Source organism: Pseudomonas botevensis (genome assembly GCF_019145475.1).
Classification (GTDB): domain Bacteria; phylum Pseudomonadota; class Gammaproteobacteria; order Pseudomonadales; family Pseudomonadaceae; genus Aquipseudomonas; species Aquipseudomonas botevensis.
The window spans coordinates 13,383-35,435 of sequence record NZ_JAHTKI010000031.1; the positions used below are offsets into that span (position 1 = coordinate 13,383).

At 62.0% G+C, this 22,053-nt stretch carries 20 protein-coding genes; 17 read left to right on the forward strand and 3 right to left on the reverse strand.

All coding sequences use genetic code 11. From position 1 onward, the window contains the following. Nucleotides 1–4: 4 nt before the first annotated feature. From KVQ74_RS26720 to KVQ74_RS26740, 5 genes are read left to right on the forward strand one after another with little or no spacing between them, the layout of a single operon-like run. A complete protein-coding gene (locus KVQ74_RS26720) occupies nucleotides 5–799 on the forward strand; it encodes an ABC transporter permease (protein WP_217834374.1) in 795 nt (264 codons plus the stop codon). After that, on the forward strand, nucleotides 799–1,089 hold the full coding sequence (locus tag KVQ74_RS26725) for a (2Fe-2S)-binding protein (protein ID WP_217834375.1): 291 nt from the start codon (nucleotides 799–801) through the stop codon (nucleotides 1,087–1,089). The genes KVQ74_RS26720 and KVQ74_RS26725 overlap by 1 nt, the downstream gene beginning before the upstream one ends. Further along, nucleotides 1,086–2,429 carry an FAD/NAD(P)-dependent oxidoreductase gene (locus KVQ74_RS26730; RefSeq protein ID WP_217834376.1) on the forward strand — a complete coding sequence of 448 codons (1,344 nt, stop codon included), beginning with the start codon at nucleotides 1,086–1,088 and terminating at the stop codon, nucleotides 2,427–2,429. The genes KVQ74_RS26725 and KVQ74_RS26730 overlap by 4 nt, the downstream gene beginning before the upstream one ends. Next, nucleotides 2,426–3,529 carry an NAD(P)/FAD-dependent oxidoreductase gene (locus KVQ74_RS26735; RefSeq protein ID WP_217834377.1) on the forward strand — a complete coding sequence of 368 codons (1,104 nt, stop codon included), beginning with the start codon at nucleotides 2,426–2,428 and terminating at the stop codon, nucleotides 3,527–3,529. Before KVQ74_RS26730 ends, KVQ74_RS26735 begins: the two co-directional genes overlap by 4 nt. A gap of 14 nt (nucleotides 3,530–3,543) precedes the next feature. After that, complete coding sequence (locus KVQ74_RS26740; RefSeq protein ID WP_217834378.1) at nucleotides 3,544–4,575, forward strand: ABC transporter substrate-binding protein; 1,032 nt, start codon at nucleotides 3,544–3,546, stop codon at nucleotides 4,573–4,575. Between the two features lie 37 nt (nucleotides 4,576–4,612). Here KVQ74_RS26740 and KVQ74_RS26745 read toward each other — a convergent pair whose 3' ends face one another. Both KVQ74_RS26745 and KVQ74_RS26750 read right to left on the reverse strand, forming a co-directional pair. Continuing rightward, nucleotides 4,613–5,728 (reverse strand): Gfo/Idh/MocA family protein, encoded by a 1,116-nt coding sequence (locus KVQ74_RS26745; protein WP_217834379.1) that lies wholly within the window; start codon nucleotides 5,726–5,728, stop codon nucleotides 4,613–4,615. A gap of 107 nt (nucleotides 5,729–5,835) precedes the next feature. Further along, nucleotides 5,836–6,756 carry a MurR/RpiR family transcriptional regulator gene (locus tag KVQ74_RS26750; protein ID WP_217834380.1) on the reverse strand — a complete coding sequence of 307 codons (921 nt, stop codon included), beginning with the start codon at nucleotides 6,754–6,756 and terminating at the stop codon, nucleotides 5,836–5,838. A 312-nt stretch (nucleotides 6,757–7,068) separates the two neighbouring features. Here KVQ74_RS26750 and KVQ74_RS26755 point away from each other — a divergent pair, with 312 nt between their 5' ends. The 12 genes from KVQ74_RS26755 to KVQ74_RS26810 all read left to right on the forward strand — a co-directional run bounded on the left by KVQ74_RS26755 (nucleotide 7,069) and on the right by KVQ74_RS26810 (nucleotide 21,518). Then, nucleotides 7,069–9,006: a bifunctional 5-dehydro-2-deoxygluconokinase/5-dehydro-2-deoxyphosphogluconate aldolase gene (locus tag KVQ74_RS26755; protein ID WP_217834381.1), complete on the forward strand. Its 1,938-nt coding sequence runs from the start codon at nucleotides 7,069–7,071 to the stop codon at nucleotides 9,004–9,006. 65 nt (nucleotides 9,007–9,071) lie between these two features. Then, nucleotides 9,072–9,965, forward strand: coding sequence for a myo-inosose-2 dehydratase (gene iolE, locus KVQ74_RS26760; protein ID WP_217834382.1), 894 nt, complete (start codon nucleotides 9,072–9,074; stop codon nucleotides 9,963–9,965). Then, nucleotides 9,962–10,771 (forward strand): 5-deoxy-glucuronate isomerase, encoded by an 810-nt coding sequence (gene iolB, locus KVQ74_RS26765; RefSeq protein ID WP_217834383.1) that lies wholly within the window; start codon nucleotides 9,962–9,964, stop codon nucleotides 10,769–10,771. The genes iolE and iolB overlap by 4 nt, the downstream gene beginning before the upstream one ends. Before the next feature lie 44 nt (nucleotides 10,772–10,815). After that, nucleotides 10,816–12,318 carry a CoA-acylating methylmalonate-semialdehyde dehydrogenase gene (locus tag KVQ74_RS26770; RefSeq protein WP_217834384.1) on the forward strand — a complete coding sequence of 501 codons (1,503 nt, stop codon included), beginning with the start codon at nucleotides 10,816–10,818 and terminating at the stop codon, nucleotides 12,316–12,318. A gap of 25 nt (nucleotides 12,319–12,343) precedes the next feature. Next, complete coding sequence (locus KVQ74_RS26775) at nucleotides 12,344–13,165, forward strand: TIM barrel protein (protein WP_217834385.1); 822 nt, start codon at nucleotides 12,344–12,346, stop codon at nucleotides 13,163–13,165. A 41-nt stretch (nucleotides 13,166–13,206) separates the two neighbouring features. Continuing rightward, on the forward strand, nucleotides 13,207–15,138 hold the full coding sequence (gene iolD, locus KVQ74_RS26780) for a 3D-(3,5/4)-trihydroxycyclohexane-1,2-dione acylhydrolase (decyclizing) (protein ID WP_217834386.1): 1,932 nt from the start codon (nucleotides 13,207–13,209) through the stop codon (nucleotides 15,136–15,138). A 40-nt stretch (nucleotides 15,139–15,178) separates the two neighbouring features. Further along, entirely contained in the window at nucleotides 15,179–16,189 is a 1,011-nt protein-coding gene (locus tag KVQ74_RS26785; protein ID WP_217834387.1) for a Gfo/Idh/MocA family protein, read from the forward strand. A gap of 31 nt (nucleotides 16,190–16,220) precedes the next feature. After that, nucleotides 16,221–17,270, forward strand: a complete 1,050-nt coding sequence (locus tag KVQ74_RS26790) for a Gfo/Idh/MocA family protein (RefSeq protein ID WP_217834388.1) — start codon at nucleotides 16,221–16,223, stop codon at nucleotides 17,268–17,270. Nucleotides 17,271–17,431: 161 nt separating this feature from the next. Next, entirely contained in the window at nucleotides 17,432–18,358 is a 927-nt protein-coding gene (locus tag KVQ74_RS26795) for a sugar ABC transporter substrate-binding protein (protein WP_217834389.1), read from the forward strand. Between the two features lie 70 nt (nucleotides 18,359–18,428). Further along, entirely contained in the window at nucleotides 18,429–19,994 is a 1,566-nt protein-coding gene (locus tag KVQ74_RS26800; RefSeq protein WP_217834390.1) for a sugar ABC transporter ATP-binding protein, read from the forward strand. A gap of 71 nt (nucleotides 19,995–20,065) precedes the next feature. Then, nucleotides 20,066–21,088, forward strand: coding sequence for an ABC transporter permease (locus KVQ74_RS26805; protein WP_217834391.1), 1,023 nt, complete (start codon nucleotides 20,066–20,068; stop codon nucleotides 21,086–21,088). Nucleotides 21,089–21,188: 100 nt separating this feature from the next. Then, nucleotides 21,189–21,518 carry a hypothetical protein gene (locus KVQ74_RS26810; protein WP_217834392.1) on the forward strand — a complete coding sequence of 110 codons (330 nt, stop codon included), beginning with the start codon at nucleotides 21,189–21,191 and terminating at the stop codon, nucleotides 21,516–21,518. 57 nt (nucleotides 21,519–21,575) lie between these two features. Here KVQ74_RS26810 and KVQ74_RS26815 read toward each other — a convergent pair whose 3' ends face one another. Then, a complete protein-coding gene (locus KVQ74_RS26815) occupies nucleotides 21,576–21,989 on the reverse strand; it encodes a VOC family protein (protein WP_217834393.1) in 414 nt (137 codons plus the stop codon). Between the last annotated feature and the right edge of the window lie 64 nt (nucleotides 21,990–22,053).

Genomic DNA, 22,053 nt, shown 5'->3' on the forward strand with positions numbered 1-22,053 from the left:
GCGCATGTCCAGAAACGGTCCTTTGGCCCTCGGGTTTCATAGCCTGGTGGTGCTGTTCATGATGGCGCCGCTGATGGTGGTGTGCCTGGTGGCGTTCACCCCGGAAAACACTCTGAGCCTGCCCACTTCGGGCTTCTCCCTGCGCTGGTTTCGCGCGGTGTTCGAGCGCGCCGATTTTATCCATGCGTTCTATAACAGCCTGATCCTGGCGTTCACCGCTGCGACCCTGGCGACCTTGATTGCGGTGCCGGCTGCCCTGGCGATCAGCCGTTATCAGTTTGTGGGGCGCAACTTTTTCAGTGCGCTGTTTCTGTCGCCGATCATCATTCCGCATCTGGTCCTGGGCGTGGCGATGTTGCGGCTGTTCGCGTTGATGGGTGTCAACGGCAGCTTCACCTGGTTGATGCTGGCGCATGTCGTAATCATCACCCCCTACGTGTTGCGGCTGGTGCTGGCCGCTGCCATCGGTATCGATCGCAGCGCCGAACAGGCCGCCGAATCCCTGGGTGCCAGCCGTTTCACGCTGTTCCGGCAGATCACTTTGCCGATGATCCTGCCCGGCGTTGCCGGTGGCTGGTTGCTCGCGTTCATCAACAGTTTCGATGAAGTCACGCTGTCGATCTTTGTCAGTTCGCCGGCCACGCAAACCCTGCCGGTGCGCATGTATGTGTACGCCACCGAGTCCATCGACCCGATGATGGCGGCGGTCTCGGCGCTGGTGATCGCACTGACGGCGGCAACCATGATTCTGCTCGACCGGGTCTATGGCCTGGACCGGGTGCTGGTGGGGAAACATTGATGGCGCTGTTCAAACGACTGGCAGAAAACGAGCGCCCGACGCTGGCTTTCACCCTCGACGGGCAACCGGCCACGGGACTGCTCGGCGACACCCTGCTGACCGCCGTGCTGACTTGCGCCGAACACCTGCGCGGCAGTGATTTCAGCGCCGAGCGGCGTGCCGGATTCTGCCTGATGGGCGCGTGCCAGGACTGCTGGGTACGGCTGGCGGATGGTCGGCGGGTGAGGGCTTGTTCGACGTTGCTGGAAGACGGCCAGGCCATCAGCCGCGACCCGGGGCGTCAGTCATGAAGCCGGTGGTGATTGTCGGTGCCGGCCCGGCAGGCATCCGTGCTGCACAGACCCTGCTGCACCATGGCGTAATACCGTGCATGGTGGACGAAAGCCTGCGCGGGGGCGGGCAGATCTACCGGCGTCAGCCCGCCAACTTCCGGCGCTCGGCCAGGCAACTTTATGGTTTCGAGGCGCACAAGGCCGAGGCTGTGCATCGCACGATGGATGAGTTGGCGCCGCTGATCGACTACCGCCCGGAGACGCTGGTGTGGAACGCCGAGGACGGTCGTCTGGATATGCTCAGCGACGGCCGCGCCGACAGTCTCGAGTATTCGAAAGTCATCGTCGCCACGGGGGCCACCGACCGCATTCTGCCGGTGCCAGGCTGGACCTTGCCTGGTGTCTACAGTCTGGGCGCGGCGCAAATCGCTTTGAAGTATCAGGGCTGTGCTATCGGCGAGCGAGTGGCGTTTTGCGGCAGCGGGCCGTTGCTGTATCTGGTGGCTTATCAATACGCCAAGGCCGGGGCCAACGTGGTCGCGGTGCTTGATAGTGCGCCGTTCAGCGCCCAGTGCCGGGCGTTGCCGGCGTTGCTCGGGCAACCGACGACGTTGGCCAAAGGTGTGTATTACCGCGCCTGGCTGGCAGCCCATGGCATCCCCGTGCATCAGGGCGCAACGCTGACGCAGATCGACGGTGAACAGCGGGTCAGCGCTATTCGTTGGGGGGAGAGCGCCCTGGAGTGCGACGCTGTGGCCTTCGCCCATGCCCTGCGCAGCGAAACCCAATTGGCGGATTTGCTCGGTTGTGAATTTGTCTGGAATGCCCTGAACCGTGCCTGGCTGCCGCAACGGGACGCCGCCGGGCGCAGCAGCATCGACAGCGTTTATCTGGCGGGCGACGGAGCCGGGATCATGGGCGCCGACGCCGCGCAAATGGCCGGTGAGCGTGCGGCGCTGGCGGTGCTGGAGGATCTGGGCATTGCCATCGATCAGCGTCGTTCGGTCGTTCTGGAACAACAACTGGCTGGCATCCAGCGCTTTCGCCATGGCCTGGAAACCGCGTTTCCCTTTCCTGAACAGTGGGCGAGGCAGGCTCCCGATGAGTTGATCCTGTGCCGTTGCGAAGAGGTCAGCGTCGGCGAAGTGCGCGCGGTGGTCGATCAGGGCCACTGGGAACTGAATCGGGTCAAGGCCCATTGCCGCGTCGGCATGGGGCGCTGTCAGGGCCGGATGTGCGGACTGGCGGCAGCGGAAATCGTCGCCGAACGCAGTGGGCGCGGGATTGAAAACGTCGGACGGCTGCGCGGCCAGGCACCGATCAAACCGCTGCCGTTTGGTGTGGAGCTGGAGCCATGATCGAAGCTGAAGTCATCGTGCTGGGCGGCGGGATTGTCGGTGCGTCGGCGGCCCTGATGCTTGCCCGCAAAGGCAAGCGTGTGGTGCTGGTGGAGCGGGATTTCTGCGGTTCGCATTCCAGCGGTGTGAACTACGGTGGTGTGCGGCGTCAGGGCCGGCCGTTGCATCAGTTGCCGCTGTCGCAGCGTGCTCATCAGCTGTGGGCGGACTTGCCGGCGCTGATCGGTATCGATGGCGAATATGTGCGCTCCGGGCATTTGAAGCTGGCGCGCAGTCAGGCCGACCTGGAGGCTTTGCACCGCTACGCCGATTCGGTGCGGGGTTTTGGTCTGGGTCTGCAACTGCTGGATTACGCCGAGTTGCGTGCGCGGTTTGCGTGGGTCGGCGATGTGGCGGTGGGGGCCTCGTTATGTCCCGAGGACGGCCATGCCAACCCGAGGCTGGTGTCGCCCGCTTTCGCCCGCGCCGCAAAACAGTCCGGCGCGCAGGTGTTCGAACAGGCTGAAGTGACCTGGATCGAGCATGACGGTCGACTGTTCCAGGTGCATTGCGCCAACGGCCTGCGTTTGCAGGCGCCCTGGCTGCTCAATTGCGCCGGTGCCTGGGCCGGCACGGTGGCGGCGCAGTTCGGCGAGTCGGTGCCGATCACCTCGGCGCACCCGGCGATGCTGGTCACCGAGCCGTTGCCTGTGGTGATGAACGTCAGCACCGGGGTCGAGGGTGGCGGAATTTATGCGCGGCAGGTGGCCCGGGGCAATTGCATTCTCGGCGGCGGTCGCGGCTTCGCCCTTGGCCCTCGACAGGCACGCCCGGGGCAAGCGGCGGTGCTGGAAATCCTGCGCAACGCCGGGGAGTTGTACCCATTTCTCAAGGGCGCCCAGGCGATCCGCACCTGGAGCGGCACCGAAGGTTATCTACCCGATCACGAACCGGTGATCGGCCCCAGCAGTACCACACCTGGCCTGCTCCACGGTTTCGGCTTTGCCGGCGCCGGGTTCCAGCTCGGTCCCGCCGTCGGTGAAGCCTTGGCAGAGATTGTCTGCAACGGGGCCAGCCGCCAGCCCATCGAAGCGTTTTCCATCTGTCGTTTCCAAGCCTGAGAGGAAAAACATCCATGAACACACGTATTGCGCTGTCCTGCCTGTCCCTCGCTCTGTTCGCTTCCACCGCCCACGCCGTGCCGACGCTGTACCTGGGCATGAACGGCGGCACCATGGAGCGGGTCTATGCCGACAAGGTGCTGCCCGCGTTCGAAAAGGCCAACAACGTCAAAGTGGTGATCGTGCCGGGCACCTCGTCGGATATCCTGGCCAAGGTCCAGGCCAACAAAGACAATCCGCAGATGCACGTGATGTTCCTCGACGACGGCATCATGTACCGCGCCATTTCCATGGACCTGTGTGACAAGCTCGCGCCCAGTGCGCCCCTCGAGCAAATCCCGGCCAAGGCCCGAATCAAGGATCAGGCCGTGGCGGTGACCCTGGGCGTCACCGGCCTTGGCTACAACGCCAAGATGTTCAAGGAAAAAGGCTGGGCCGCACCGACCTCGTGGATGGACCTGGCGGACCCGCGCTTCAAGGAGAAAGTGGTGTTCCAGTCTCTGGCCTCATCGACCTTCGGTTTGCATGGTTTCCTGATGTTCAACCGCATTCAGGGCGGCGATGAGAGCAATGTCGAGCCGGGCTTCAAGGCCTGGCCGAAAACCGTCGGCCCCAATGTGCTGGAGTACATCGCCAGCTCGGCAAAAATCTCCGAGATGGTGCAGACCGACGAAGCCGCGATTTTCCCGCTGACGCCGACTCAGGTTGCCACCCAGAAACTGCTCGGTGTGCCGATGGAATATGCGCAGCCCAAGGAAGGCGCGGTGGTGCTGAACGTGGCCGAATGCGTGATCGCCCGCAACGACCAGCCGGAACTGGCGCAGAAACTGGCCGCGTTCCTGCTGACCGCCGAAGCCCAGGCCCCGGCGCTGGAGGAGGGTGACCAGATTCCGTCGAACCCGACCACCCCGACCACCGACAAGACCCGCGCGCGGGTGGATGCTATGCAGGGGTATTTGCAGACGGCGATCTCGATTGATTGGGACCAGGTGAACCTGGCGCGGCCCGAGTGGAATGCGCGCTGGAGCCGGTCGATCGAGCGGTAGGGATTAGCGCCTGTTTCTCGACCGCAGGGGAGGCTAATCACACCTCCCTGACATCGACCCAACGCTGCTCCCGCGCCGCCTGGCGAATCGCCGTCGCCAGGCGTTCCACTGCCAGCGCCTGTTCGAAATCCGTACCGGCGGCTCCCTGGCCGGCCACGGCCATGATCAGCTCATGCACTTCCAGGGTCTTCAATTCGTTGTAACCCAACTGATGCCCCGGCGCCGGGCTGAATGCCGCATACCCGGGCAGGTCCGGCCCGGCCAGCAAGCGCTGGAAGCCGTCCTGCCCGACCCGGTACAGGCGCAATTCATTCAAGCGCTCCTGATCGAACGCCAGAGTGCCCATGGTGCCGCTGATCTCGAAACTCAGATGATTCTTGTAGCCGTGCTTGAGCCAACTGCTGCTGAAGGTGCCGCGTGCGCCACTGGCGAAGCGCAGCAATGCATGGACCTGATCGTCGACGGCAATGCGGCGTTGTTCCTCGCTACCGGCAGTCGCAGGGCGCTGGCGGTGTACGGTCTGGGTATCCGCGCAGACCGCCTCGATATCACCGAGCAGATAACGCGCCATGCCCAGCAAGTGGCTGCCCAGATCGGCCAGTGCGCCGCCGGCATGCACGGCCTCGCAGCGCCATGACCAAGGGGAGGCCGGGTCGGCCATGAAGTCTTCGCTGAATTCGCCTTGAAAACTGATGATCTCGCCAAGCCCACCGCTGTGAATCAGCGCTCGCGCCAGGCCGATGATCGGGTTGTGCTGGTAGTTGTAGCCGACGCGGGTGACCACGCCGGCATCCTTGGCCGCCCGGTGCATGGCCGTGGCCTGCTGCAGATTCACCGCCAAGGGTTTTTCGCAATACACCGGTTTGCCGGCGGCGATGGCGGCCATGGCCATCGGATAGTGCAAGTGATTGGGGGTGGTGATGGCGATCAGGTTGACCTTCGGATCGTCGATCAATCGCTGCCAGTCGCCATAGGCTTGCTCGAACCCCCACGCCGTGGCACAGGTTTGCGCGCGGATGGAATCGGCATCCGCCAGCGCGGCAAGGCGAAGGGTGAAGGGCAGCTCGAATGCCGCACTGACGTTACGAAAAGCCAAAGCGTGGGCACGGCCCATGAAGCCTGTGCCGATCAGTCCGATTCCGAGTTCGCGCATGACGAGAGCCTTTTGAAGGGTTGTTTTCAGAAGGCCTATTTGTAGAATAAATATTCTCTCTAATCAATTTTTAGAAAAAATATTTACGAATTGTCGACGCAGTCCGCTCAGTCCTCGAACCCGACCTGCTCGTGAATCTCGTCGACCTTCAACTCCAGTCGATAAGCCACGGCGATAAACAGCGCCTGGCACAGGCACAGCGTCGCGCTCAACGAGCGGAAGGCAAACGAACTGCCTTCGTTGACCAGCAGAACAGTGTTGGCGCGTTTGGCCAGGGGCGAGAGATTGCTGTCGGTGATGATCAGGGTTTTCGCCTGATGGTGCTGGGCGATGCGCAGGCAGTGCTGGGTTTCCTTGCCGTAGGGCGTGAAGCTGATGGCGATCACCAGATCATTGGCGCGCACGCTGCGCATCTGTTCGCGGTAGCTGCCGCCCAGGCCCGAGACCAGATGGATGCGCTTGTTGGTGTGTTGCAGGTTGTAGACCAGGTAATCGGCCACCGCGAACGAGCGGCGCACACCGACCACGTAGATGTTGTCGGCATTCACCACCAGGTCCACGGCCTTGTCGAAGGCCTGGTCATCGAGTTCCAGCCCCAGTCGTTCGATGCCCGACAGGGTCGCGTTGATGCACTCGCGCGCCAGGTCGCCGCCGCTGGCTTTCTGCGACTTGTTGGCGATCATGCTGCGGATGCGCTGCTGGTAGTTCTGCACCGGCGTGGTCTTGTGGGTATACGCCTCACGGAACAGCGCCTGCATTTCGCTGAAGCCGCTGAACCCGAAACGCTGGGAAAACCGCACGATCGCCGATGGATGCACTTCGCACTCGCGGGCGATGTCGCTGATGCGGTCGACCATGATCCGGTCGCTTTGCTGGCTCATGTAGCTGGCGATTCGTTTGAGCTGGCGCGGCAGGCTTTCGTATTCCTGGGTAATCAGTTGCAGCAGACGCTCGGCATTGATCGGGGGGCTGACAAGATCGCTCTCGGGCGTGCTCTCGGTCGTGGCCGGCTGATCGGTGCGGGACATTGGGGAATCCTTCTGGCTTGTTCTTATAGGGACGGTGCTTCACCTCGTCCCCTGACAATAGGTTGGCTGTGCGCAGTCTACAGGGTAGCCCCGAAGAAAATCTTGAGCTTGCGCGGCGGTGAGGCTTGCTGAAACGATTGCTCTGGGCCTGGAACGGTTGTCCCAAAGTTTATTGGAAAAAATATTCCACGTAAAAATTAATTGGAATATTTATTGATTGTTCGATCCCGGTCGTTTTAGTCTGCATCCACCAAGCGTGTCCGGCGCGGTCGTCGTCCGGAACACGGGCTGATAAAAATAACAGGAGCCAGCATGGGCCAGACTCGTTTTGCCAGTGGACGTCGATTGGATCTGATTTGCCTGGGGCGCCTTGGCGTCGACCTCTATGCGCAGCAGGTCGGGGCGCGGCTCGAGGACGTGAGCAGCTTCGCCAAGTACCTCGGCGGGTCGTCCGCCAACATCGCCTTCGGCACCGCGCGGCTGGGACTGAAGTCGGCAATGCTGAGCCGGGTAGGGGACGACCACATGGGCCGCTTCCTGGTGGAATCCCTGACTCGCGAAGGCTGTGATGTCAGCGCCATCAAGGTCGATTCGGAGCGTCTGACCGCCATGGTCCTGCTGGGCCTCAAGGATCGCGAAACCTTTCCTCTGGTGTTCTACCGCGAGAATTGCGCGGACATGGCGCTGCGCGCCGAAGACATCAGCGAAACCTTCATTGCCGCCAGCAAGGCCCTGCTGATCACCGGCACCCATTTCTCCACCGACGGCGTTTACAAGGCGAGCATCCAGGCGCTGGACTACGCCGAGAAACACAACGTCAAACGGGTGCTGGACATCGATTATCGGCCGGTGCTCTGGGGCCTGACCGGCAAGGCGGACGGCGAAACCCGTTTCGTCGCCGATCGCAACGTCAGCCAGCACGTACAAAAAATCCTCCCGCGTTTTGACCTGATCGTCGGCACTGAAGAAGAGTTTCTGATTGCCGGCGGCGCCGAAGATTTGCTCACGGCGTTACGCAATGTCCGCCGGCTCAGCGCCGCGACGCTGGTGGTCAAGCTCGGCCCGCAAGGTTGCACAGTGATTCACGGTGAGATCCCGGCACGGCTCGAGGACGGCGCCATTCATGCCGGTGTGCGCGTGGAAGTGCTCAATGTGCTGGGGGCCGGCGATGCCTTCATGTCGGGTTTCCTCAGCGGTTGGCTGGAGGACGCCAGCGACGAACGCTGCTGCCAGTTGGCCAATGCCTGTGGCGGGCTGGTGGTGTCGCGCCATGCCTGCGCTCCGGCGATGCCGACCCGCGCCGAACTCGATTACCTGTTCAACAGCCCGGTGCCGATTACCCGGCCGGATCAGGACGCGGTGTTGCAGCGCCTGCATCAGGTCAGCGTGCCGCGCAAACAGTGGAAGCAACTGTTCATCTTCGCCTTCGACCATCGCGGGCAACTGGTGGAACTGGCGCAACGCGGCGGGCGCGACTTGAGCAGCATCGGCGCACTCAAGCAACTGTTCATCCAGGCGGTGGAGCGGGTCGAAGCCGATCTGCGCGAGCAGGGCGTCGAGGCCGATGTCGGGCTGCTGGCCGACCAGCGTTTCGGCCAGGACGCATTGAATGCCGCCACCGGCCGTGGCTGGTGGGTGGCGCGGCCGGTGGAAGTGCAGGGTTCGCGGCCCTTGGCGTTCGAGCACGGTCGCTCGATCGGCAGCAACCTGATCGCCTGGCCGCAGGAGCAGATCATCAAGTGCCTGGTGCAGTTTCATCCCGACGACGAGCCGCTGCTGCGCCTGGAACAGGAAGCGCAGATCAAGGGGCTGTATCAGGCGTCCCAGGTCAGCGGGCATGAACTGCTGCTGGAAATCATCCCGCCCAAGGATCATCCATCAGCCCATCCGGATGTTTTGTATCGCGCGCTCAAACGCCTCTACAACCTTGGCATCTACCCGGCGTGGTGGAAGATCGAAGCGCAAAGCGCCGAGCAATGGCAGCAACTCGACGAACTGATCCAGGAACGCGACCCGTACTGCCGTGGCGTGGTGCTGCTGGGCCTGAACGCACCGGCCTCGGCGTTGGCCGAAGGTTTTGAGCAGGCGCGCCAGAGCCGGACCTGTCGCGGGTTTGCCGTCGGGCGGACGATCTTCCAGGAACCGAGCCGCGCGTGGATGGCCGGGGAAATCGACGACGAGACGCTGATTCGCCAGGTGCAGGGCATCTTTGTCGAGTTGATCGATGCCTGGCGCAAGGCCCGCGCCTGACACACCGCATTCGCGAGCAAGCCCGCTCCCACAGGGCTCCATGTACAACAATAAAAGGTGCAGTCATGCCCGCTATTCGAATTGGCATCAACCCGATCTCCTGGAGCAACGATGACCTGCCGGCCCTCGGCGGTGAGACGCCGCTGAGCACCGCCCTCAGTGAAGGCAAGGAGATCGGCTACGAAGGTTTTGAGCTCAACGGCAAATTTCCCAAGGATGCCAAAGGCGTCGGCGACGTGCTGCGGCCCTATGACCTGGCGCTGGTGTCCGGTTGGTACTCCAGCCGACTGGCACGGCGTTCCGTGGCCGAGGAAATCGACGCCATCGGTAGCCACGTCGAACTGCTGGCGAAGAACGGCGCCAAGGTGCTGGTTTACGGCGAAGTCGCCGATTCGATCCAGGGGCAATACATTCCACTGGTGGAACGCCCGCGTTTTCACACTGAGCAGGCCTGGCAGGCGTACGCCGACAAGCTCACCGAACTGGCGCGTTTCACCCTGTCCCAAGGCGTGCGCCTGGCCTATCACCACCACATGGGCGCGTACGTCGAATCCCCGGCCGACATCGACAAGCTGATGGCCCTGACCGGCAGCGAAGTCGGCCTGTTGTTCGATTCGGGGCATTGCTACATGGGCGGCGGCGAGCCGTTGCAGGTGCTGCAAAAGCACCTTTCGCGGATCTGCCATGTGCATTTCAAGGATGTGCGCAAACCGGTGGTGCAACTGGCGCGCAACAATCTGTGGAGTTTTCCGGACTGCATCATCAACGGCACGTTCACCGTGCCGGGCGATGGCGACATCGACTTCGCCGAACTGCTGGACGTGTTGCTGGCGGCCGATTACCACGGCTGGCTGGTGGTCGAGGCCGAGCAGGACCCAGCGGTGGCGCCGAGTTATGTCTACGCGAAAAAGGGCTACGACACCTTGCGTGGGTTGCTCGACGCGAGGATTGCATCATGAGCCTGCTGGTCAAAAGCAATCCACGCGGCCGGACTCTGGTCGAGTTGGCCGAGGGTGAACTGGAATACGTCGGCTTCGCCGCCTATCGCTTGAGTCTGGGCGAAACACTGCCGGTCCGTGCCAATGAAAAGGAGTTGTGCCTGGTGCTGCTCAGCGGCCGGGTCAGCATCAAGGGCGAGGCGCCGGGGCAGGGCGCATTCGACTGGGACAACATCGGCGATCGCCAGTCGGTGTTCGAAGACAAATCGCCGTTCGCCGCCTACTTGCCGCCGGGCAGCCAGGCGCAAGTGGTGGCGTTGAGTGATGTGCAACTGGCGGTTTGCGCGGCACCGGGTTCGACCGCCGAGCACTTCGGCCCGCGCCTGATCAAACCGCAAACCATGAAGCGCAGTGTGCGCGGCAAGGGCGCGAACACTCGTTACGTCTGCGACATCCTGCCGGATACCGAGCCCGCCCATTCGCTGCTGGTGGTCGAAGTGCGCACGCCCTCGGGGCACTCGTCGAGCTACCCGCCGCACAAGCACGACACCGATGACCTGCCGCACCAGAGCTTTCTCGAAGAAACCTATTACCACCAGATCAATCCGCCCCAGGGCTTCGTGTTCCAGCGGGTCTACACCGACGATCGCAGCATCGATCAAGCCATGGCCGTGGAAAACAGTGACCTGGTGATCGTGCCCAAGGGCTATCACCCGGTCAGTGTGCCGTACGGCTACGAGTCGTATTACCTGAACGTGATGGCCGGGCCGAAGCGCGTCTGGCAGTTCCATAACGATCCCCAGCACAGCTGGTTGCTGGATCTCTGAATTCCAACCTTCGAATGTCAACCTCTGCACGGAGAACAATAACGATGAGCGACGTCCAGGTCGTAGGCCATTACATCCACGGTCAGGTGCAAGACAGCGGCAGCGAGCGCTTCAGCGACGTCTTCAATCCGGCCACCGGCAGCGTTCAGGCCCGCGTCGGGCTGGCCAGCCAGGAGACCGTGGAGCAAGCCGTCGCTTCGGCGCTGAAAGCCTTTCCGGCCTGGTCCGAGCAATCGTCCCTGCGGCGTTCGCGGGTGATGTTCAAGTTCAAGGAATTGCTCGATCAGCATCACGATGAACTGGCGGAAATCATCAGTCGCGAACACGGCAAAGTCTTCGCGGACGCCAAGGGTGAGGTCACCCGTGGCATCGAAATCGTCGAGTACGCCTGCGGTGCGCCGAACCTGTTGAAAACCGAATTCAGCGACAACATTGGCGGTGGCATCGACAACTGGAACCTGCGTCAGCCACTCGGCGTTTGCGCCGGGATCACGCCGTTCAACTTCCCGGTGATGGTGCCGCTGTGGATGATCCCGCTGGCGCTGGTCACCGGTAACTGTTTCATCCTCAAACCGTCCGAGCGCGATCCGTCCGCCAGTTTGCTGATGGCGCGTCTGCTGAGCGAAGCCGGGTTGCCGGACGGTGTGTTCAACGTGGTTCAGGGCGACAAAACGGCGGTCGACGCGCTGTTGCAACACGCGGATGTCGAGGCGATTTCGTTTGTCGGCTCGACACCGATTGCCGAGTACATCCATCAGCAGGCGACCGCACGCGGCAAGCGGGTGCAGGCGCTGGGCGGTGCGAAGAATCACATGATCGTGATGCCCGACGCCGACCTGGATCAAGCGGCGGATGCGTTGATCGGCGCCGCCTACGGCTCGGCGGGCGAACGTTGCATGGCGATCTCGATTGCGGTGGCGGTCGGTGATGTCGGCGACCGCTTGATCGCCCGCCTGCTGCCGCGCATCGACCAGTTGAAGGTCGGCAATGGCCTCAAGGGTGACACCGACATGGGGCCGCTGGTCACCGCCGAACACAAGGCCAGGGTTGAAGGGTTCATCGACCAGGGCGTGACCCAGGGCGCGCGGCTGATTGTCGACGGCCGCCACTTCAAGGTGCCGGGGGCCGAGAGCGGCTTCTTCGTCGGGGCGACACTGTTCGATCACGTCACCACCGAGATGAGCATTTACCAGCAGGAGATTTTCGGCCCGGTGCTGGGCATCGTGCGCGTGCCGGACTTCGCCAGCGCGGTGGCGCTGATCAACGCCCATGAGTTCGGTAACGGCGTGTCGTGCTTTACCAGCGATGGCGGGATTGCCCGCGCGTTCGCCCGCACCATCAAGGTCGGCATGGTCGGCATCAACGTGCCGATTCCGGTGCCCATGGCCTGGCACTCGTTCGGTGGCTGGAAGCGCTCGTTGTTCGGCGACCACCATGCCTACGGCGAAGAAGGCATCCGGTTCTACAGCCGCTACAAAAGTGTCATGCAGCGCTGGCCCGACAGCATTGCCAAAGGTCCCGAGTTCAGCATGCCGACGGCTAAATAATTGACCTGCGCGGAGAACAACAAGAATGAGCAAGCCCCTGCGTTTCGCCTTGAATCGTATGGTCGCACCCCGTTTGTCCCTGCCGGCGTTCGTCGAGCTGGCGCACACCCTCAAGGCTGATGCCATCGAGATCCGCAATGACCTCCAGGGCGTCGAGATCGAAGACGGTACTGCGCCGGAACGCGTGCGTGAATTGTGCGCGGCCACGGGCATCAGCGTGCTGTCGATCAACGCGCTGTATCCGTTTGATGTGTGGAATGACGAGCGCCGTGCACAGGCCTTGAAACTCGCCGCTTACGCCCGTGATTGTGGCGCTCGGGGGGTGGTCATGTGCCCACTCAACGAGCGCGGCGACTTGCGCAGTGAAGCCGAGCGCGCGGCCGGTTTGCGCACCGCGCTGACGCAACTGGCGCCAATCCTGCGTGAGCACGCCATCCTCGGCTTCATCGAACCGCTGGGTTTCGAAGAATGTTCGCTGCGGCGCAAACGTACGGCGGTGGAGGCGATCAAAAGTGTCGGCGGGCTGGATGTGTTCCGCCTGGTGCATGACACCTTTCATCATCACCTGGCCGGTGAACAGGAATTTTTTCCCGAGCTGACCGGGCTGGTTCATATCTCCGGTGTCGAGCAGACCGACGCGCCGCTGGCGACCATTCGCGATGGTCATCGGGTGCTGGTGGGTGAGAGCGACATGCTCGGTAACGCAGCGCAGATCGAGCGGTTGCTCGGCGAAGGCTATGACGGCTATCTGTCGTTCGAACCATTCGCCGACAGCGTCCATGGTCTGGTGGATATCCGGACGGCGCTCGGCGCCAGCATGGATCACCTGCAGAAGTCCCTGAGCTGACTTTCCCGTAGAGAACGGATATGCATTTGAAAGGTGCGGTTATGACCACAACAAGACTGACCATGGCCCAGGCACTGGTGAAATTCCTCGACAACCAGTACATCGAAGTCGATGGCGTCCAGAGCAAATTCGTCGCCGGGGTCTTTACCATTTTCGGCCACGGCAACGTGCTGGGCCTGGGGCAGGCGCTGGAGCAGGACAGCGGTGACCTGATCGTCCATCAGGGCCGCAACGAGCAGGGCATGGCCCACGCGGCGATCGGTTTCGCCAAGCAGCATCTGCGGCGCAAGATCTACGCCTGCACGTCATCCGTCGGGCCTGGCGCGGCGAACATGCTGACCGCTGCCGCCACCGCGACGGCCAACCGCATTCCGTTGCTGCTGTTGCCCGGTGACGTCTACGCCTGTCGGCAACCGGACCCGGTGTTGCAGCAGATCGAGCAGTTCCACGACTTGAGCATCAGCACCAACGATGCGTTCAAGGCGGTGAGCAAATACTGGGACCGGATCAACCGTCCCGAGCAACTGATGACGGCGGCGATCCACGCCATGCGCGTACTCACCGATCCTGCCGAAACCGGCGCGGTCACTCTGGCCTTGCCTCAGGACGTGCAGGCGGAAGCGTATGACTATCCCGATTACTTTCTGCAAAAGCGCGTCCATCGCATCGAGCGCCGGCCGGCCACCGAAGCGATGCTGGGCGACGCGCTGGCGCTGTTCAAAGGCAAACGCAAACCGCTGATCATTTGCGGCGGCGGGGTCAAGTACTCGGGCGCCAACGCCGCCTTGCAGGCATTCGCCGAGCGCTTCGACATTCCCTTCGCCGAAACCCAGGCCGGCAAGAGTGCCGTGCTGTCCAGCCATCCGCTGAATGTTGGCGGGATCGGCGAGACCGGTTGCCTGGCGGCGAATCTGCTGGCCAGGGACGCGGATCTGGTCATCGGCATCGGCACCCGTTACAGCGATTTCACCACCGCGTCGAAATCGTTGTTCCAGCATCCTGAGGTGCAATTTCTCAACCTCAACATCAGCCCGTGCGATGCGCTGAAGCTCGACGGCGTGCAATTGCTGGCGGACGCCCGAAGCGGTTTGCTGGCGCTGACCGAAGCACTGGGCGACTACCGTTCCGGCTGGGGCGATCAGCCCCGCGAAGCCCGGGCGCGACTGGATGAAGAGGTGGACCGGGTTTTTCAGATCGAGTACCAGACCCAGGATTTCGTCCCGGAAATCAACGACCACCTGGACCCGGCGGTGCTGCGCGAATTCATCGAGCTGACCGGCTCCTGCCTGACCCAGAGCCGCGTCCTCGGCGTGCTCAATGAAACGCTTGCCGATGACGCGGTGATCGTTGCCGCCGCCGGCAGCCTGCCCGGCGATTTGCAACGCAGTTGGCGCAGCAAGGGCGTGAACACCTATCACGTCGAGTACGGCTATTCGTGCATGGGTTATGAGGTCAACGCCGCGCTGGGGGTGAAGCTCGCCGAGCCTGAGCGTGAGGTCTACGCGCTGGTGGGCGACGGCTCCTACATGATGCTGCACTCGGAGCTGGCGACCTCGATTCAGGAGCGGCGCAAGATCAACGTGGTGTTGTTCGACAACATGACGTTCGGCTGCATCAACAACTTGCAGATGGGTAACGGCATGGACAGCTTCGGCACCGAATTCCGTTTCCGCGACCCGCAATCCGGCAAGCTCGACGGTGCTTTCGTGCCGGTGGATTTCGCCATGAGCGCGGCGGCCTATGGCTGCAAGACCTACAAAGTGAACACCGTTGAAGAGCTGCGCGCCGCGTTGGCGGATGCGCGTCTGCAATCGGTGTCGACCCTGATCGACATCAAGGTCCTGCCCAAGACCATGATCCACGGCTACCTGTCGTGGTGGCGGGTCGGCGTGGCGCAAGTCTCCACCAGCGCCCGCACCGACGCGGTGGCCCAGACCCTTAATGAACGACTGGCGAAGGCCCGTCAGTACTGATTGCCCTAAAACCAACAAAAAAATTCACAGGAGAATCTTTATGTCATTGAAGTTAGGCGTCATCGGCACCGGCGCCATCGGCCAGGACCACATCCGGCGTTGCAGCCAGACCTTGCTCAACAGCCAGGTGGTGGCGGTCACCGACATCAATTTGCAGCAGGCGGCCAGGGTCGTCGCCGATCTGAAACTGACCGCCGAGGTTTATCCCGACGGCCATGCGCTGATCAAGGCGCCGGAAGTCGAGGCGATCCTCGTCACCTCCTGGGGGCCGAGCCACGAAGCGTTCGTGCTGGCGGCGATTGCCGCCGGCAAACCGGTGTTCTGCGAGAAGCCGCTGGCGGTCACCGCCGAAGGCTGCCGCAAGATCGTCGAGGCCGAAGTGGCCCACGGCAAGCGTCTGGTGCAGGTCGGTTTCATGCGTCCGTACGATGACGGTTATCGCGCGTTGAAAGCGGTGATCGACAGCGGCCAGATCGGCGAACCGTTGATGCTGCATTGCGCTCACCGCAACCCGACCGTGGGCGAAAACTACAAGACTGACATGGCGATCACCGACACGCTGATCCACGAACTCGACGTGCTGCGCTGGTTGCTCGACGACGATTATGTTTCGGTGCAAGTGGTGTTCCCGCGCAAGAGCAGCAAGGCCCTTGCACATCTGAAAGACCCGCAGATCGTTCTGCTGGAAACCGCCAAGGGCACGCGCATCGATGTCGAAGTCTTCGTCAATTGCCAGTACGGCTACGACATCCAGTGCGAAGTGGTGGGGGAGACCGGTATCGCCAAGCTGCCGGAGCCATCGCAGGTGCAATTGCGCAGCGGGGCGAAGCTGTCCAACGCGATTCTGATGGACTGGAAGGATCGCTTCATCGCGGCGTATGACGTTGAGTTGCAGGCGTTCATCGATGGCGTGCGCGCCGGCCAGGTTGGCGGCCCTTCGGCGTGGGACGGCTTTGCCGCCGCTGTCGCTGCCGATGCATGCATCGAGGCGCAAGGCAGCGGGGCCATCGTCAGGGTTGCACTCCCTGATCGGCCGCGTTTCTACGGCTGAGGCCATCAGTGTCTGAATAGAGGAGTCAGGTATGCGTATCGGACTTGTCGGTTACGGCCATGGTGGCCGGTTTTTCCATGCTCCGCTGATCAGCAGTTTGCCGGCGGCGACCTTCGTTGGGGTGGTCACCCGTTCCGCGCAGCGTCGGCAGTTGCTCGCGGCGGAACATCCGGGGGTGCCGGCCTTCGACAGCATCGGCCAGTTGGTGGAGGCCGGAATTGATGTACTGGTGGTGTCGACCCCGCTCAAGGGGCGTCCGGCACTGGTGCTCGACGGCATTGAGCATGGTGTGGCGGTGGTCAGCGACAAGCCGTTCGCCGCCGATGCGCAACAGGCGCAAACCCTGATCACCATGGCCGAGCGTCAGGGAGTGCGGCTGAGTGTCTATCAGAACCGACGCTGGGACTCGGACTTCCTGACGGTGCGCAAGCTCATCGAGGCGGGTGTGCTGGGTCATGTCAGCCGTTTTGAATCGCGGATCGAGCGCTACTCGCCGCAGTCGGTGAACAACGCCAGCGGTGGTGGTTTCCTGCGCGATCTGGGCAGTCATCTGGTGGATCAGGCGTTGCTGCTGTTCGGTCCGGTGACGCAGGTCTACGCCGAACTGGATTACCTGGAACAGGGCCAGGCCCTCGATAACGGCTTCTTCATGTCCCTGACCCACGCCAGCGGGGTGATTTCACACCTGGGCGGCAGTTGCCTGCAAAACACCCCAGGCTCGCGCTTTCGGGTGACCGGCACGCGAGGCTGTTACAGCGTTGATGGTCTGGACGGGCAAGAGGCGTCAGCGCTCGCCGGGCTCTCGCCGAAAACCTGTGGCGAACGCTGGGGCGTGGAGGAGCATCGGCGCTGGGGCTGGTTCGAGCAGGGCGAGGAGCGTGAGAAGGTGCCTTCGGAGCGCGGTTGCTGGAACCAGTTCTATTTACAGCTGCAAACCGCATTGCAGAGCGGTGGACCATTGCCTGTGGAGGCCCGTGACGCATTGGCCACCACCCGTGTGCTAGACGCTGCGCTGCTGAGTTTCAAGCGGCGTCAGGTGGTGGAATTGAGCCCGTTCGCCAGTCACGGAATAAAACCATAATAAAATTCTAAAATGAGTTGATATGGAAAATATTTTCCAATAAAGTCGTTTTCAGACAGACCTGCCCTACATCCTGTTTCAACGTTTCCCTGCTTGTCCGCTTACTGAAAATCGTCATGCCTCATCCATAAAACCAACAAGAATGTGGAGAAAGACTTTTCATGAAGACCAAGATCCGTTTTGCCTCACTGGCCTTGTCACTGATGTTTGCCAGCGGCGCTGCACTCGCTGACATGAAGATCGGCGTGAGCATGTCCCAGTTCGATGACACCTGGCTGACCTACCTGCGTGAATCCATGGACAAGAAAGCCAAGTCCTATCCCGACGGTGTCCAGTTGCAGTTCGAAGACGCGCGCAGCGACGTGGTCAAGCAACTGAGCCAGGTCGAAAGTTTCATCAGCCAGAAAGTCGATGCCATCGTGGTCAACCCGGTGGATACCGCCGCCACCAAGAAAATCACTGAAGCGGCCGTCAAGGCCGGCATTCCGCTGGTCTACGTCAACCGTCGTCCCGATGATCTGAACCTGCCCAAAGGCGTGGTGACGGTGGCGTCCAACGATCTGGAGGCCGGTGAAATGCAGATGCAGTACCTGGCCGACAAGATGGGCGGCAAGGGCGACATCGTGATTTTGCTCGGCGACCTGGCGAACAACTCCACCACCAACCGCACCAAAGGCGTCAAAGAGGTGCTGGCCAAATACCCGAACATCAAGATCGAGCAGGAGCAGAGCGGCACCTGGCTGCGGGATAAAGGCATGACCCTGGTCAACGACTGGCTGACCCAGGGCCGCAAGTTCGACGCGGTCGTCTCCAACAACGACGAAATGGCCATCGGCGCCGCAATGGCCCTGCAACAGGCTGGCGTCGAAAAGGGCAGCGTGCTGATTGCCGGGGTCGACGGCACGCCGGACGGCTTGAGTGCAGTGAAGCGCGGCTCGCTGGCGGCTTCGGTGTTCCAGGACGCCAAGGGCCAGGCTGACGGCTCCATCGACACCGCCGTGAAAATGGCCAGAAACGAACCGGTCGAGCCAGCCGTCTGGGTGCCGTTTCGCCTGATCACGCCGCAAAACGTCGACCAGTTCAAATAGTCCGTCCGTTCAATAACAACAATAAGCACGCAAGGTGGCCCCGGCGACCTTGCTGATGGAGTACCTGATCATGTTCGCTTCAGCGACTGCTTCGAGCACCCCTCTGGCGGGTGTCCAGCCAGCTGCAACACCTGCCGATGAGCCGTATCTGCTGGAGATCATCAACGTCAGCAAGGGGTTCCCCGGTGTGGTGGCGTTGTCCGATGTGCAGTTGCGGGTGCGTCCCGGCTCCGTGCTGGCGCTGATGGGCGAAAACGGCGCCGGCAAGTCCACCCTGATGAAAATCATCGCCGGCATCTACCAGCCGGACGCTGGCGAAATACGTCTGCGGGGCAAGCCGATCGTGATCGAGACGCCGTTGGCAGCGCTTCAGGCCGGGATCGCGATGATTCACCAGGAACTCAACCTGATGCCGCACATGAGCATCGCCGAAAATATCTGGATCGGCCGTGAGCAGCTCAACGGTTTGCACATGATCGACCACCGGGAAATGCACCGCTGCACCGAAAAACTGCTGCAACGCCTGCGCATCAACCTCGACCCGGAAGAGCAGGTCGGCAACCTGAGCATCGCCGAGCGACAGATGGTCGAGATCGCCAAAGCGGTGTCCTACGATTCCGACATCCTGATCATGGACGAACCGACGTCGGCCATCACCGACAAGGAAGTCGCCCACCTGTTTTCGATCATTGCCGACCTGAAAAGCCAGGGCAAAGGCATCATCTACATCACCCACAAAATGAACGAAGTGTTCGCCATCGCCGATGAAGTGGCGGTGTTTCGCGATGGCGCCTACATCGGCCTGCAACGGGCCGAAAACATGGACAGCGACAGCCTGATTTCGATGATGGTCGGTCGCGAACTGAGCCAGTTGTATCCGCTGCGCGAACAGCCGATCGGCGACCTGCTGCTGTCGGTACGCGACCTCCGGCTCGATGGCGTTTTCAAAGGGGTGTCTTTCGATCTGCACGCCGGGGAAATCCTGGGCATTGCCGGGCTGATGGGCTCCGGACGCACCAATGTCGCCGAAGCGATTTTCGGCATTACCCCAAGCGATGGCGGCGAAGTGCGCCTCGATGGTCAGGTGGTGCACATCAGCGATCCGCACATGGCGATCGAGAAGGGCTTTGCGTTGCTGACCGAAGATCGCAAGTTAAGTGGCCTGTTCCCGTGTTTGTCGGTGCTGGAAAACATGGAGATGGCGGTGCTGCCGCACTACGCCGGCCACGGTTTCATTCAGCAAAAGGCCTTGCGGGTGCTGTGTGAAGACATGTGCAAGAAACTGCGGGTGAAAACTCCTTCCCTGGAACAGTGCATCGACACCTTGTCCGGCGGCAACCAGCAGAAAGCCTTGCTGGCGCGCTGGCTGATGACCAACCCGCGCATCCTGATTCTCGACGAGCCGACCCGAGGCATCGATGTCGGCGCCAAGGCCGAGATCTACCGGCTCATCGCCTGCCTCGCCGGCGAAGGCATGGCGGTGATCATGATTTCCTCGGAACTGCCGGAAGTGCTCGGCATGAGCGACCGGGTGATGGTCATGCACGAGGGCGACCTGATGGGCACCCTCGACCGCAGCGAAGCGACTCAGGAGCGGGTCATGCAACTGGCCTCCGGCATGACGGCGATCCACTAGGTTTTCAACGAACTTTGAGGCTGGCGGCGGTTTTTGCCGCGTCCGGCACCGCACAAGAAGGGTGAGTGGTTATGAACGCGATACTGGAAAACAAGCCTGGAACGGCCCCGGTCAGAAGTCGTCGGCGCTTGCCGACCGAACTGAGCATTTTCCTGGTGCTGATCGGCATCGGCCTGGTCTTCGAAATGTTCGGCTGGATCGTGCGTGACCAGAGTTTTCTGCTGAACTCCCAGCGTCTGGTCCTGATGATCCTGCAAGTGTCGATCATTGGTCTGCTGGCGATTGGCGTGACCCAGGTCATCATCACCACGGGCATCGATTTGTCGTCGGGCTCGGTGCTGGCCTTGTCGGCGATGATTGCCGCGAGCCTGGCGCAGACCTCTGATTTCGCCCGGGCGGTATTCCCCTCGCTGACGGACCTGCCGGTGTGGATTCCGGTGATTGCGGGGCTCGGTGTCGGGCTGCTGGCGGGCGCCATCAACGGCAGCATCATTGCCATCACCGGAATTCCGCCGTTCATTGCCACCCTCGGCATGATGGTTTCGGCCCGTGGCCTGGCGCGTTACTACACCGAAGGCCAGCCGGTGAGCATGCTCTCGGACTCCTACACGGCGATCGGTCACGGCGCGATGCCGGTGATCATTTTCCTGGTGGTGGCGGTGATCTTCCATATCGCGCTGCGCTACACCAAGTACGGTAAATACACCTACGCCATCGGCGGCAACATGCAGGCGGCGCGCACGTCCGGGATCAACGTCAAGCGTCATCTGGTCATCGTCTACAGCATCGCCGGCTTGCTGGCGGGACTGGCCGGCGTGGTCGCTTCGGCGCGTGCCGCGACCGGCCAGGCCGGGATGGGCATGTCCTATGAACTGGATGCGATTGCGGCGGCGGTCATCGGCGGCACCAGCCTGGCGGGCGGGGTAGGGCGCATCACCGGCACGGTCATCGGTGCGTTGATCCTCGGGGTGATGGCCAGCGGGTTCACGTTCGTCGGGGTCGATGCCTACATTCAGGACATCATCAAAGGCCTGATCATCGTGGTGGCGGTGGTCATCGACCAGTACCGCAACAAGCGCAAGGTCAAGCGTTGAGGCCGAGGGCAAAAAGACCATCGACAGGCGGCAAAGTGCTGGCCCCCGGATTCTGCTTCCACCGGCAAACTCGCCCTTTTTCAAAAGGTTAGGTTTGCCTATGCGGACGATCGTCATCACCGTTGCAACGCTTTCCCTGGCTCTCCTCGCGCTGGACGTCCAGGCCAGGGAACTGAGCAAGAGCCATCGTTTTGCTTGTACCTGGGGTTCGGATATCGCCGCCGGCGCGCAGCAATCGAAGCTGTCGGGGATGTCCCTGTATGGCGCCCGCAAGCGCTTGCAGGTGCGCAAGTTCCAGCAGCCATGGATGCGCATGACGGCGATGGGGATCACCGAGCAGACCTACAACAGCACCTCGCGGCTCAAGCCTGCGGATGTCAAGCAGACTTACTACGAGCAGTGCGTGCGGCATGAGCTGGCGCAGCGATAAATAAAGAAGCCCGACCTGAACAGGTCGGGCTTTTTCATGGGCGCCGCGAACGCAGTATCACTTGTCACTTTCGCAATTGACCATCCACGACACGCCAAAACGATCCACCAGCATGCCGAAGCGTGCGGCCCAGAAAGTCGCTTCCAGGGGCATGTCGACCCGACCATCCTTGGCCAGTGCGTTGAACACCTGCTCGGCTTGCGCAATGGTGTCGACGTTGAGAGAAATCGAGCAGCCGCTCATGCCTTGGGTTGGCCGGTCGGGCGTGGTGTCGGAGGCCATCAACATCTGGTCGCCGACTTTCAGGCAGGTGTGGATGATCAGGTTGTGGTGTTCTTTCGGCACGTGCTCGGCGGCGGGTGTTTCGCCGAAGGTCATCATCGCTTCGAGCTTGCCGTGCAGCGCTTGCTCGTAAAAGGTGAAGGCGGCACGGCAGTCGCCGTTGAAGATCAGGTACGGGTTGATTTTCATGGTGGTACTCCCGAACAGGCAGTGAAACGCAGCACGGCCGGGTGTGCCGAAGCTGCATCATGGA